General features: G+C 60.6%; 10 protein-coding genes. 4 read left to right on the top strand and 6 right to left on the bottom strand.

The features are described from left to right. Window position 1 precedes the first annotated feature (1 nt). Genes AACY52_RS02095 through AACY52_RS02085 form a run of 3 tightly spaced genes read left to right on the top strand, consistent with a single transcriptional unit; the run spans window position 2 to window position 5,468 of the window. Window positions 2–1,243: an exonuclease SbcCD subunit D C-terminal domain-containing protein gene (locus AACY52_RS02095; RefSeq protein WP_339415923.1), complete on the top strand. Its 1,242-nt coding sequence runs from the start codon at window positions 2–4 to the stop codon at window positions 1,241–1,243. Further along, window positions 1,240–4,878, top strand: coding sequence for an AAA family ATPase (locus AACY52_RS02090; protein WP_339427586.1), 3,639 nt, complete (start codon window positions 1,240–1,242; stop codon window positions 4,876–4,878). Before AACY52_RS02095 ends, AACY52_RS02090 begins: the two co-directional genes overlap by 4 nt. Further along, complete coding sequence (locus tag AACY52_RS02085; RefSeq protein WP_339415920.1) at window positions 4,875–5,468, top strand: glutathione S-transferase; 594 nt, start codon at window positions 4,875–4,877, stop codon at window positions 5,466–5,468. Before AACY52_RS02090 ends, AACY52_RS02085 begins: the two co-directional genes overlap by 4 nt. Before the next feature lie 157 nt (window positions 5,469–5,625). On the opposite strand, the gene AACY52_RS02080 is transcribed toward AACY52_RS02085, so the two are convergent. The 6 genes from AACY52_RS02080 to AACY52_RS02055 form a co-directional block, all read right to left on the bottom strand. Beyond that, on the bottom strand, window positions 5,626–5,751 hold the full coding sequence (locus AACY52_RS02080) for a hypothetical protein (RefSeq protein WP_339415919.1): 126 nt from the start codon (window positions 5,749–5,751) through the stop codon (window positions 5,626–5,628). Window positions 5,752–5,910: 159 nt separating this feature from the next. Then, the gene (locus AACY52_RS02075; RefSeq protein WP_016980181.1) at window positions 5,911–6,090 is read right to left on the bottom strand and encodes a hypothetical protein; all 180 of its coding nucleotides are present in this window, start codon (window positions 6,088–6,090) and stop codon (window positions 5,911–5,913) included. Between the two features lie 156 nt (window positions 6,091–6,246). Beyond that, a complete protein-coding gene (locus tag AACY52_RS02070; RefSeq protein WP_339427587.1) occupies window positions 6,247–7,419 on the bottom strand; it encodes a lactonase family protein in 1,173 nt (390 codons plus the stop codon). Next, window positions 7,409–7,702: a DUF5629 family protein gene (locus AACY52_RS02065; RefSeq protein WP_339415915.1), complete on the bottom strand. Its 294-nt coding sequence runs from the start codon at window positions 7,700–7,702 to the stop codon at window positions 7,409–7,411. Before AACY52_RS02065 ends, AACY52_RS02070 begins: the two co-directional genes overlap by 11 nt. A gap of 79 nt (window positions 7,703–7,781) precedes the next feature. Beyond that, window positions 7,782–10,157, bottom strand: a complete 2,376-nt coding sequence (locus AACY52_RS02060; RefSeq protein ID WP_339439191.1) for an RND family transporter — start codon at window positions 10,155–10,157, stop codon at window positions 7,782–7,784. A gap of 15 nt (window positions 10,158–10,172) precedes the next feature. Continuing rightward, window positions 10,173–11,213, bottom strand: a complete 1,041-nt coding sequence (locus AACY52_RS02055; RefSeq protein ID WP_339416327.1) for a YCF48-related protein — start codon at window positions 11,211–11,213, stop codon at window positions 10,173–10,175. 307 nt (window positions 11,214–11,520) lie between these two features. Between AACY52_RS02055 and AACY52_RS02050 the strand changes: the two genes are divergently transcribed. Then, window positions 11,521–12,636, top strand: a complete 1,116-nt coding sequence (locus AACY52_RS02050) for a Gfo/Idh/MocA family oxidoreductase (protein ID WP_339415912.1) — start codon at window positions 11,521–11,523, stop codon at window positions 12,634–12,636. The last annotated feature ends 76 nt before the right edge of the window (window positions 12,637–12,712 follow it).

Below are 12,712 nucleotides of genomic sequence, written 5' to 3'. Positions count from 1 at the left end.
CTTGCGTCTGTTCCACACCTCCGACTGGCACCTTGGCCAAAACCTCCACGGCCAGGAACGCGATTTCGAACACGCCTGTTTCCTCGAGTGGCTGCTGGGCCAACTCAATGCCCAGCGCCCGGATGTGCTGCTCATCGCCGGCGATATCTTCGACACCGTCAACCCGCCGCTCAAGGCTCAGGAGCGGTTGTATGACTTCATCATCAGCGCCCACGAGCAAAACCCCAAGCTGACCATCGTGATGATCGCCGGCAACCACGACTCCGGCTCGCGCATCGAACTGCCTGCGCCATTGATGCGTCGCCTGCGCACCCATGCGCTCGGTCGCGTGCTGTGGCTGGATGACGGCCAACTGGATGCCGAACGCCTGCTGATCCCCCTGCCGGATGCCAAGGGCAAGATTGCCGGCTGGTGCCTGGCCTTGCCATTCCTGCGCCCGGCGGAAGTCACCGGTGCACACCTGGGTGACGACTACCTGCGCGGTATCGGCCAGGTGCATGAATGGCTGATCGCCGCCGCCAACGCCAAGCGTAAAAAAGGCCAGCCGTTGATTGCCATCAGCCATGCGCACATGGCCGGAGGGTCGGTGTCGGAAGACTCCGAGCGCAGCCTGATCATCGGCAATGCCGAGGCGCTGCCGGCCAGCCTGTTCGATAAAAGTGTCGGCTATGTCGCCCTCGGCCATTTGCACAAGCCGCAGAAGGTCAATGGCGAAGAGCGGATTCGCTACAGCGGCTCGCCGATTCCGCTGTCGTTTTCCGAAATCGGCTACAAGCACCAGATTCTCGACGTGACGTTCCAGGGCCAATGCCTGGTGAGTGTCGAACCACTGCTGATCCCGCGCTCGGTTGACCTGCAACGCCTGGAGGCTGCGCCGCTGGCGGATATCCTTAAGCAGTTGGCGGATCTGCCCGACATCGACCTGCTCGCCGAAACCCAACGCCACCCGTGGCTGGAAGTGCGCGTGCGCCTCGACGAGCCGCAACCCGACCTGCGCCAGCAAATCGAAACCGCCCTGCAAGGCAAAGCCGTGCGCCTGGTGCGCATCGCCGCCGAATACGCGGGTAAACGCGCCAGCGACAACACGGACGACGAGCGCCTGATCGAACTCGACCAGCTCACGCCCCAGGAACTGTTCAGCCGCGCCTGGCAGGACAGTTACGGCAGTGAAGTGGATGAACAGACCTTGAAGGATTTCGCCGTGCTGCTCCAGGAAGTGCAACAGGAGGAGCAACAGCCATGAAGATCCTCGCCATTCGCCTGAAAAACCTCGCCTCCCTGGCTGGCCCGTTCGAGATCGACTTCACCGCCGAGCCCCTGGCCAGCGCGGGTTTGTTCGCGATAACCGGTCCCACCGGGGCCGGTAAAAGCACCCTGCTCGATGCACTGTGCCTGGCGCTGTTTGGTGCGGTGCCGCGCCTGGGCGATACCGGCCAGGCCAAGATGCCGGACGCCGACAGCGACATTTCCATTGGCGACCCGCGCACCTTGATCCGTCGGGGCACCGGTGGTGGTTATGCCGAAGTGGATTTTGTCGGCGTCAGCGGCCGTCGCTACCGTGCGCGCTGGGAAGCCAACCGCGCCCGCGACAAGGCCAGTGGCAAGTTGCAGAACAGCCGCCAGAGCCTGATCGACCTGGACAGCGAGCAACTGCTGGCCAGCCAGAAAACCGAATACAAGACCCAGCTGGAACTGGCCCTGGGCCTGAACTTCGAGCAGTTCACCCGCGCCGTATTGCTCGCGCAAAGCGAGTTCAGTGCCTTCCTCAAGGCCAACGATAACGAGCGCAGCGAACTGCTGGAAAAGCTCACCGACACGGCCCTCTACACCCAGCTTGGCCGACGCGCGTTCGACAAGGCCAAAGACGCCAGGGACGCGCACAAGCAGTTGCAGGACCAAGCCACCGGCGTGGTGCCCCTGGCCCCTGAAGCCCGCGCCGAACTGGATCAGCAGTTCGACGCCGCAAACGCCCAGCTCAAGGCCCAACAGGCCCAACTCAAGCAGTTGGAGCGGCAACACACCTGGCTCAAGGAACTGCGCGAATGGCAGGAACGCCAGCTCGCCGCCACCGAACAACTGCAGCGCGCGCAGGCTGATTGGGATGCCCAGGGCCCGCAACGCCAGGACCTGAGTCGCTTGGAGCAATTGGCGCCACAACGTCATCAGTTCGCCCGCCAGGCCGAACTCAACAGCGTGCTTGCCCCGTTGGCCGTGCAGATTCAGTTGCATATCGAACAACAGGGCCAACTGCATGGTCGCCAGACGCAGGCCGAGCAACAGCAAGCCAGCGCGCAAACCGCGTTGGCCGAGGCGCTGAAAAACCAGGCCGATGCCGTGCCTTTGCTGCGCCAGGCGTTTGAAGAGCAGAGCACCCTCACCCACTTGACCAAAGAGCTGGCCAAGCGCACCGAGGACAAAAAGCAGCACGAACACGCCTGCACCGAAGGCCAGGCCCGGCTTAACGGTCTGCTGGAAAAGCAGAACCAAGTCGCCGAACGCCTCCAACGCCTGGTCACCGAACTCGATCGCAGCGCCGCCCTCGCCCCCTTGAGCGACGCCTGGACCGCCTACCGCGATCGCTTGCAACAGCTGATGTTGATCGGCAACCGCCTGAACAAAGGCCAGGCTGAGCTGCCGCAACTGGGACAACGCGCTACCGCTGCCGCTGAACAATTCTCCCAACAGCGCGACGCGTTGGACCTGCTCTATCAGGAAGCCGGCGCCGAACCCCATGCCGTGGCCGAGCAAATCCAGTTGCTGGCCAGCCTGCTGCAAGACAATCGCAAACAACAACGCGCCTTCGAAGACCTGACGCGCCTGTGGGACAGCCAGCAACAGCTGGACCAGCAGGCCAGCGTACTGACGCAAAAGCTCGCCGATGCCCAACAGCAACGCGAGCAACTGAACCAGACCGGCCTGCAAACCAAAGCGGAGCTGACCATTGCCGAACAAACCCTGGCGGTCACGAAGCAACTGCTTGAGCGCCAGCGCCTGGCCCGCAGCGCCAGTGTCGAGGAATTGCGCGAGCAGTTGCAGGACGACCAGCCCTGCCCTGTGTGCGGCAGCCACGAACACCCGTACCACCAGCCCGAAGCGCTGCTTCAGAGCCTCGGTCGCCATGACGAAAACGAGGAAGCCACGGCGCAGAAAGTCGTCGACTCACTCAAGGAAAAGCTCACCGAGCTGCGCGGCGAAGTCGGCGGTCTGATCGCCCAGCAAAAGGAATACCTGCAACAGCAGGAGCAACTGGCGACGCAACAACAAGCACTCAAGCCCAGCCTGGATGCGCACCCACTGTCGGCCGCGCTGTTCAACCAGGAGGCGGCCAAACGCAGCGCCTGGCTTGATCAACAGTTGAGTCAACTGACCCAGAGCATCGCCCAGGACGAACAACGCCAAGGCGCCCTGCTCAACCTGCAACAAAACGCCGGGCGCTTGCAGCAACAACTGCAAGCCGCCCAGGAAGCAAGCCAGCAGGCGCGTCAATTGCTGGTGGATCAGCAACGCGAGTTGGCCAGCGACCGCGAACGTCTTGAGCAGGAACTGACTGCCTTCGCCAGCCTGTTGCCCGCCGAAACCCAGGAAGGTTTGCGTGCCGAACCGGCCGCAACCTTCATGCAGCTGGACCAGCAGGTCAGCCAACGCCTGGAACAGCTCGGCCATCAACGCGATGAGCTGGCCGAGCAACAAGAACGCCAACAGGCGATCGAGAAAGAACAGACCCATCAGCAGCATCGTCAGCAGCAACTCGATGCGCTGAATCAGCAGGTCAACGAGTTGGCCGCCCAGCAACAAGCAGCTCAGGAACAACTCCGCGCATTGCTGGGCGAGCACAGCAGTGTCGAACACTGGCAACAGCAGTTGGATCAGGCCGTGACCCAATCACGCCAGAGTGAAACCGACGCCAACAAGCAATTGCAAGAGATCCACAACGCATTGATCCAGTTGGCCGCCGATCTCAAGGCCCAACAGGAGCGTCAGCAAGCGTTACACGCCGAGCAGCAATCGCTGGACACACGCCTCAGCGAGTGGCGCGCCCTGCACCCGGAACTCGATGACGACGGCCTCAACCGTCTGCTGGCCTACGATGACGCCCAGGTCAGCCAGTTGCGCCAGCAGTTGCAACACAGCGAAAAAGCCGTCGAACAAGCCAAGGTCCTGCTGCAGGAACGCGAGCAACGCCTCGCCGAGCACCAGGCCCTGCACAATGGCAACCTCGACGCCGAAGCACTGGACAGCGCCCTGGCCGCGCTCAACCAGCAGTTGGCCGAGGGAGAGAAAGCCTGCGCCGAATTGCGCGCGCGCCAATCCGAAGACCAGCGCCGCCAGGATGCCAATCAGGCCTTCGCCGAGCAGATCGCCAAGGCCTATGACGAATGGCAACGCTGGGCACGCCTGAATGCGCTGATCGGCTCGGCCACGGGCGACACCTTCCGCAAGATCGCTCAGGCCTACAACCTCGACCTGCTGGTGCACCACGCCAACGTGCAATTGCGCCAATTGGTGCGTCGCTACCGCCTCAAGCGCGGCGGCAGCATGCTGGGCCTGTTGGTCATGGACACGGAAATGGGCGATGAACTGCGCTCGGTGCATTCGTTGTCCGGTGGCGAGACGTTTCTGGTGTCGCTGGCGTTGGCCTTGGGCCTGGCGTCGATGGCCTCCAGCACGTTGAAGATCGAGTCGCTGTTTATCGACGAAGGTTTCGGCAGCCTGGACCCCGAGTCGCTGCAGTTGGCCATGGACGCACTGGACGGTTTGCAGGCCCAGGGCCGCAAAGTGGCGGTGATCTCCCACGTGCAGGAAATGCACGAGCGCATTCCGGTGCAGATCCAGGTCAAGCGCCAGGGCAATGGCTTGAGCACGCTGGAGGTCAAGTGAGCGAGGCGCTGCTGTATTCGTTTCGACGTTGCCCGTATGCGATGCGTGCGCGCCTGGCGTTGCGCTATTCGGGGGCGCCCGTGCGCATTATCGAAGTGAGCCTCAAGGCCAAGCCGGCCGAGATGCTGGCACTGTCACCCAAAGGCACGGTGCCGGTGTTGAGCGTGAATGGCGAGGTGATCGATGAAAGCCTGGCGATCATGCAATGGGCGCTGGCTCAGCACGATCCGCAGGATTGGCTGCTGCCGGGTAACCCGGCGGTATTGGCGTTGATTGCCGAGAACGATGTGGGCTTCAAGTATCACTTGAATCGATACAAGTATGCCGAACGCTATCCGGAACAACCGATGGAACATTATCGGGCCGAGGGTGAGGTGTTCTTGCGCGCACTTGAGGGATTATTGGCGAATCACGAGTACCTATTCGCCGATCACCCAAGCCTGGCAGACATGGCCCTGGCGCCGTTTGTGCGGCAGTTCGCCCATGTGGATCGGGAATGGTTTGCCGGTGCACCGTATCCCCGGTTACAGCAGTGGCTGGAGCGCTTCCTGCAATCGCCGCTGTTCATTGCCGTGATGGCAAAGAACTGACCCGACAGGGCTCTGTAGTGAGCGGGCTTGCCCCGCGCTGGGCTGCGAAGCGGCCCCATCGAAAACGCCGCACGGTGTCAGGTATTCCTCGGCGCCTGGTTTTGGGGCTGCTTCGCAGCCCAGCGCGGGACAAGCCCGCTCACTACTGGAATTCGGCTTAGCCTTCAACCAGGTTAAGCAACCGCTCACGGGCAATCTCCGGCTCACCGTCCACCCCTTGTATGGAGGACAGGATGGGGGCGGAGTAGAGAACCAGGATGAGTGCGGCGAGTCGGAGTGCCATGCTGTCGATTCCAGGAATAAATGCGTCAATATTTGAGCGTCAAATTTAAACACATGGCAATGTGATATCAATCATTTTTATTTTGCAGATGCACAAACGCCAAACCACTGGAACGAGCCAGGCTTCGTTCCAGTGGTTTGGCGTCTGCTTTTGTGCAGGTTATTGCTGAGTCTTGTGATCCAGTGCGGCGTAGAAGTTGGCACTTTGTTGCAGGTATTTCTGGGTGTAGGCGCTGGTGCTGGATTTTTTGCCGGAGACTTCCACACTGGCCGCCGCTGGCAGGGCAACAGTGGCGGAAACAGCGGAAGCGGCGATGATGGAGAAGAGATTCAAGTTCATGTCGGTAACCCTTGTGTTCGTTTGGTTGAGTGGCCTTGGAAGGCCTTGGAACCAAACTTACGCCCGAGGGTTAAACCTTAGAAATGCTTTGAAACAGTAGCCGCTATTAATAAAATTAATACACCGGTTCAGGCCCCACAGTGCGGGGCCTGTGGCTTATTGACGCACCAGGAACTTGAGGTCGCTGGGGGCATCAATCGCCAGTTTCTGCACGGTTTTACCCAGCAGACCGGTTTTGGGGTCGCGTTCAACCACCACGATTTCGTTGCTTTTCTGGTTGGCGATCAGCAAAAACTTGCCGCTCGGGTCCAGGCTGAACTCGCGCGGGTGGTCGCCGTCCACTGAACGGCGTTGCAGTTCCTTGAGGTGCGCGGTAGCCGGGTCGATGCTGAACACCAGCAACTGATTGGCCGTGCCACGGTTGCTCACGTAGAGGAATTTGCCATCACTGGACGCATGCAGCGCGGCGCTGGCCTTGTCGGACACCGGTTGCTCGGCCGCCAAATCCACCCGTTGCGTCTGGGTCAGTTGGCCGTCTTTGTAGTCAAACACCGCGACCTGTGCGCTCATCTCGGTGGTCAGCCAGGCATGCTTGCCATCAGCGCTGAACAACAAGTGACGCGGACCGCTGCCCGGCGGCAGTTGCACCGAGGCCGGAGTGGCCGGGGTCAATGGCAGTTCATGATTGGCCTTGGGGTCGTAGTGATAGGCAAACACCTTGTCCGCGCCCAGGTCCTGCACGAACACGTAGTTGCCATCTGGCGACGACACCACCGAATGCACATGGTTGGATGCCTGGCGCTCCGGGTTGACGCGGCTGGCCGGGTGGCCGCTAAGTTGCACCGGGGCTGACAGCTTGCCCTCGGCATCGACCGGCAGCACCGCCAGGCTTCCGCCCGGATCTTCCACTACCGAGTAGTTGGCCACAAACAGGTAGCGCCCATCGGCGGCCACGCTGGAATGGGTGGGCTCGTTGCCAAGGCTCTGGACCTGGTTGATCAAGGTCAACTGATGATTCTGCGGATCAATGCTGTAGCTGCTCACGCGGCCGACCGCATCCTGTTGGCCCGGCCCGTTTTCGTTGACCACAAACAGGTGCTTCTGGTCCTTGGAGACCGTCAGCCACGACGGGTTCGCCGCCTTGGCCGCTAACACCGGCTGGCCTTGGAACGTGCCGGTACGGCTGTCGAATTGCAGGCGGTAGATGCCTTGGCTGGTGCCAGCGGTGTAGGTGCCCACCAGCAGTTCATAGGTGTCGGCCGGCGCGGCTTGCACCGACATCGCGCCTACGCTGCCGGCCATCAGCAGGGGCCAGAATTTACGCATCATCCGCTTCATCCTCGTCGTTGTTGTTGTCGCCCTTGATCGCACTCAGGCAGACCAGACGGTGTTCACCGTCTTCGTTGCTCAAGAGCCAGCTTTGCAAGCTGCCATCAAAGGTGGCGGCGTTCAGTTGATCTGGACTGAACGTCCAACGCTTGAGTTCCCGGCCGTCCATGCTTTCGATCTGCAAGTGCTGATCGAACGTGAAGTCGAAGGCGTGCAGCCCGTTGATGATCAGCATGTCGCTGTCTTTGAGGGCGGTGCTCAGGTTGGGTGCTGCGTCGGTCATGATGTGAAGTCACTGCGGGGGAAAAGACACATGATAGGTCAATTCCCCCGCAGTGCCTTGCGGCAATGGTCTCTATCGGTCAGTGAGCAAACAAAGAATTGCCCTTCTGCCCCGCCAACTTCTCCGGTTTGATCAGGAACCGCGCCAGCGCCGGCAGCAGCCACAGCGCACCAAACATGTTCCACAGCAGCATGAAAGTCAGCATCAAGCCCATGTCGGCCTGGAACTTGATGGCCGAGAAGATCCAGGTGCACACGCCAATCGCCAGGCACAAACCGGTGAACAGTACGGCTTTACCGGTGGACTTGAGCGTCTGGTAGTACGCCTCTTGCAGCGGCAGGCCGGCACGCAGGAAGCTTTCCAGGCGGCTGTAGATGTAAATGCCGTAGTCCACGCCAATCCCCACGCCCAAGGCCACTACCGGCAAGGTCGCGACCTTGACGCCGATCCCCATGAACGCCATCAGCGCGTTGCCGAGCACCGAGGTCAGCACCAGCGGCAGCACGATGCACAGGGTCGCGGCCCAGGAGCGGAAGGTGATCATGCACATGGTCGCCACGCACAGGTACACCAGGATCAAGATGGTCAACTCCGATTCCTTGATCACCTCGTTAGTAGCTGCCTCGATCCCGGCATTACCAGACGCTAGAATGAATTCCAGGCCATCCTTGTTGTTTTCCTTGGCGAAGTCCTGCACCGCATGCACCGCGCGGTCGAGGGTTTCGGCCTTGTGGTCGTTGAGGAACACCAGCACTGGCGCCACAGAGCAGTTGTTGTTGTACAGGCCATCGGCACGGGCGATGGAGTTGTTCAGCACATCGGGGTTGCGCGACAGGGTTTCCCATTTCAGGTTGCCCTCGTTCATGCCCTTGATCATCTGCTTGGACACGGTCACCAGCGAGATCGCCGACTGCACGCCTTCAGTGTTCTGCATCTTCCACATCAACTGGTCGATGGGCGCCATGGTTTCATAGCGCGAGCAGCCTTCGGCCTTGGTCTTGACCATGACCACTAGCACGTCAGAGCTGGTCGAATAGTTGCTGATGATGAAGTTGTTGTCTTTGTTGTAGCGCGAGTCCGGGCGCAGTTCCGGCGCGCCTTGGTCCAGGTCGCCGATCTTCAGGTTCTGGCTGTACCAGAGGCCACCACCAAAGGCGACCAACGCGAGCAGGATCGAGACTGGCGCCACTTTGGCGCTGGCGAATTTCGACAGCAGGCGCCAGAACGGGTGTTCGCGGTGCGCGTCTTTCTTGCTTTGGGCAATGGCGCGCTTGCTGATGCCGACATAGGAGATCGCCACCGGCAGCAGGATAAGGTTGGTGAACACGATCACCGCCACCCCGATGGACGCGCCGATGGCCAGTTCGTGGATCACGCCGATATCGATGATCAACAGCGTGATAAAGCCCACCGCGTCGGCGAGGATCGCGATCATTCCCGGCAGGAACAGCTGCCGGAATGTGCGGCGCGCCGCCGTCAGCGCGTTGTCCGCCTCACTGGACTGCAGCGCGATGCCGTTGATCTTCTGCACGCCGTGGGAAATACCGATGGCGAAGATCAGGAACGGCACCAGCATCGAATACGGATCGAGGCCAAAACCGAAAAAGTGCATCAACCCGAGCTGCCAGACCACCGCCACCAATGTCGTGCTCAACACCGCAATGGTGCTGCGCAGGCAGTGGGTGAACCACAGCAGCAGAATCAGCGTGATGACAAACGCGATGCCAAAGAACAGCACCACCATCACCAGGCCATCGATCAGGTCGCCGACCTTCTTGGCAAAACCGACGATGTGGATCTTGACGTTGGGGTTCTGCGCTTCGAACTTGTCGCGAATCTTGTCTTCAAGCTCATGGGAGAACTTGCGGTAGTCAAGGGCCAGCAACGTGCCTTGGTCCTGCGGATCCGGGTAAGACTCCAGCAGCGGGATATCGACAATGCTTGATTTGAAATCGTTGGCTACCAGGCGCCCGACCTGGCCGGACTTGAGCACGTTGTTGCGCAGTTGATCAAGGCTTTGCGGCGAGCCGTTGTAACTCTGCGGAATCACTTCACCACCGGCAAAGCCTTCTTCGGTCACTTCGGTCCAGCGTACGCTGGGGCTCCACAGCGACTTGAGGCCCGAACGGTCGACGCCGGAGATGTAGAACACTTCGTCGTTGATCTGGCGCAGGGTCTCCATGTACTCCTTTGTAAAGATGTCGCCGTTCTTGGCCTCCACCGAAATGCGCACCGTGTTGCCCAGGTTGGCCAGGTCGTTGCGGTGCTCCATCATCTTCTCGATGAAGGGGTGCTTGAGAGGGATCATCTTTTCAAAGCTAGTGGACGGGCGAATCAACGTCGCCTGCCAGAACAGGAAAATACTCACCAGCAGGCAGATGACGATCACTGCCGGGCGGTTGTTGAAGATCAGGCGCTCAAGAAAGGTCGCTTTATCGTTGTGATGACTGCTCATTCTTTGCCCGCCTTCTTATTGTTTTGTCGGTTCAGCGCCGGTGGGCATGGCAACACGAACGCCACCCTGCCCGACCAGAATCAAGTTGCCATTGCCTGCCGCCGTGACGGCCGACAGCGAAATACGGTCCGGACGGTTGAACACGCTGAAGGTCGCCCCGCCGTCATGACTGATCACCACGCTGCCACCGTTGCCGACGACAACGATGGAACCGTCATCCAGCAAAGTCGCGCCCGACAAACCGAACTCCAGCGCTCCCCGCGCCGCGTTCAGCTCGACTTGTTCCCACGTGCTGCCGAAATCCGCGGAGCGGTAAAGGTTGCCACGCAAGCCATAAGCCAACAGGGTCTGCGGTTGGGCGGTGCTGATCACACCAAACAGCGAGCCCTCGTAAGGGCCTTCGAGTTTTTCCCAGGTCTGGCCGTCGTCGCTGGAGCGGAACATGCTGCCTTGCTCACCGACGATGAACAGGCCGGCGTCCTTGATATGGGCGATGGCGTTGAGGTGGAGCTGGTCTTCGTTGTCGAGGCGGTCGCTGACGTCGTTCCAGGTTTTGCCGCCGTCGGTGGTTTCGATCAACGCACCGTAGGCGCCGACGGCCAGGCCGTGATTGGCGTTGTTGAACCACACGTCGAGTAACGGGGCTTCGTGTTTGAGGTCTTGATACTGCCGGGTCCACGTAGCGCCGCCATCGGAACTGGCGAGAACTTGCGCATCATGGCCCACCGCCCAGCCCTGCTTCTCATCGACAAAAAACACCGCCGTGAGCAGTTGCCGGGTGGGGACTTTGGCTTGGGTCCAGGTGCTGCCCTGATCATCGGAATAGAGGATATGCCCGCGATCCCCAACGGCCACCAGCCGCTTGCCGGCATGGACCACGTCGATCATCAGGCCTTTGGCGGCCTTGGGGGATTCAATCGCAAACGCAGGCGTTGCGGTGGTATCGCTGGCTGCCAGTGCGGACGTGGACAACACGCCACCGACCAGCAACGAGAGCGCTGTGGCCAACAACGCAACCGTGCGTGCGGCGCGTGGGCGGCAAACAACCCAACCCATGACAGGCTCACTCATAGACCTTTCTCCCATTTATTATTGTTATCGCCTGCCTTCCGGGGCCTTGAAACCTGCAATCTAGAGCGCCTGGAGGAAGCAGGGGCCATCCTATCGGGCTTTCGAATCGTCTGACAATCGGCGCTACGTTATCTTTTGTTAACTGATGCCATTTCCCCATCACCTGAATATAGCTGCATTCGCTGAGGTGATCTTCAGCGGCTTAATGAATTTTTATTCCATCTATTGAATTTAGTGAATTTTTATTCCATTAATACCTTTTCTCAAAACAATAATGCAAAGGACCACGGCAATGCGCGAACTCGGAATCGGCTTGATCGGCACAGGCTTCATGGGCCGCGCCCATGCGTTGGCGTTCAACAATGCGCGAGCGGTATTTGAGCTGCCGGTACAGCTCAAGCTGGCCGCCCTGGCCGATGCCGACACCGAGCGTGCGCAGCGCTGCGCCAATGCCTGGGGGTTTGCCCAGGCCCACGGCGACTGGCAGGCGTTGATCAATGATCCCGGCGTCGGTGTAGTGGCCATCACCACCCCCAACCATTTGCACTACCCAATGGCCATGGCCGCCATCGCGGCAGGCAAGGCGGTTTACTGCGAGAAGCCCCTGGCGGTCAGCCTGGAGCAGGCCGACGCCATGCGCCGCGCCGCCCGTGCGGCCGGCGTGGTCACGCGGGTCGGCTACAACTATCAGCACAACCCGATGATCACCCTGGCCCGACAGATGATTGCCACTGGCGAGCTTGGCGAGATCATCAGCTTCCAGGGTGAATTCAGCGAAGACTTCATGGCCGACCCGACGTCCCCTTGGTCGTGGCGCTGCGAAGTGGAACATGCCGGCGGCGCGCTGGCGGACTTGGGCAGCCATCTGCTGTCGATGGCGCGCTATCTGCTGGGGGATGTAGTCAGCGTGTGTGCCGATACCCAGACCGTCCACGCCCGCCGCCCTGCCGTCAAAGGGAGCACGGAGGTGAAACCCATCGCCGTGGACGATCAGGTGCATGCCTTGCTGCGTTTCGCCAACGGCGCGCGCGGCACGGTGAGCAGTAGCTGGCTCAAGCATGGCTACAAGAACCACCTGAGCTTCGAGATCAGCGGGACGAAAGGCACGCTGGCGTTCGATCAGGAGCGCTTGAATGAGTTGCGCGTTTGCCGGGTTGGTCAGGAGGGTTTCCAGCGTCTGTTGGCCGGTCCCGCCCTGCCCGGCTATGCGGCGTTCAGCCCGGCTGCGGGGCACCAGTTGGGGTACAACGAGTTGAAAACGCTGGAGGTGCAGGCGTTGATCCTGGCCGTGGCGGGCCAAGGTACGGATGGCACTGACTTTGAGGCGGCATGGGAGGTTGAGCGGTTGGCGACGGCGATTCGCCTGGCTGCCAGGGAAGAACGCTGGGTAGCCGTGAACTCACTCTAAAATCCACCACAGAACTTTGTGGGAGCTGGCTTGCCTGCGATAGCGGTGTAACGGTTACACCGCTATCGCAGGCAAG

The organism is Pseudomonas sp. EA_65y_Pfl1_P113 (assembly GCF_963970525.1).
Lineage (GTDB): Bacteria > Pseudomonadota > Gammaproteobacteria > Pseudomonadales > Pseudomonadaceae > Aquipseudomonas > Aquipseudomonas tritici.
This window is presented reverse-complemented; position numbering and strand designations above follow the sequence as displayed.

Coding starts and splice junctions, on each gene's coding strand:
- AACY52_RS02075 (WP_016980181.1), bottom strand. CDS start 6,090: ATGAACTTGAATCTCTTCTCCATCATCGCCGCTTCCGCTGTTTCCGCC.
- AACY52_RS02080 (WP_339415919.1), bottom strand. CDS start 5,751: ATGGCACTCCGACTCGCCGCACTCATCCTGGTTCTCTACTCCGCCCCC.
- AACY52_RS02065 (WP_339415915.1), bottom strand. CDS start 7,702: ATGACCGACGCAGCACCCAACCTGAGCACCGCCCTCAAAGACAGCGAC.
- AACY52_RS02060 (WP_339439191.1), bottom strand. CDS start 10,157: ATGAGCAGTCATCACAACGATAAAGCGACCTTTCTTGAGCGCCTGATC.
- AACY52_RS02055 (WP_339416327.1), bottom strand. CDS start 11,213: ATGGGTTGGGTTGTTTGCCGCCCACGCGCCGCACGCACGGTTGCGTTG.
- AACY52_RS02090 (WP_339427586.1), top strand. CDS start 1,240: ATGAAGATCCTCGCCATTCGCCTGAAAAACCTCGCCTCCCTGGCTGGC.
- AACY52_RS02070 (WP_339427587.1), bottom strand. CDS start 7,419: ATGATGCGTAAATTCTGGCCCCTGCTGATGGCCGGCAGCGTAGGCGCG.
- AACY52_RS02050 (WP_339415912.1), top strand. CDS start 11,521: ATGCGCGAACTCGGAATCGGCTTGATCGGCACAGGCTTCATGGGCCGC.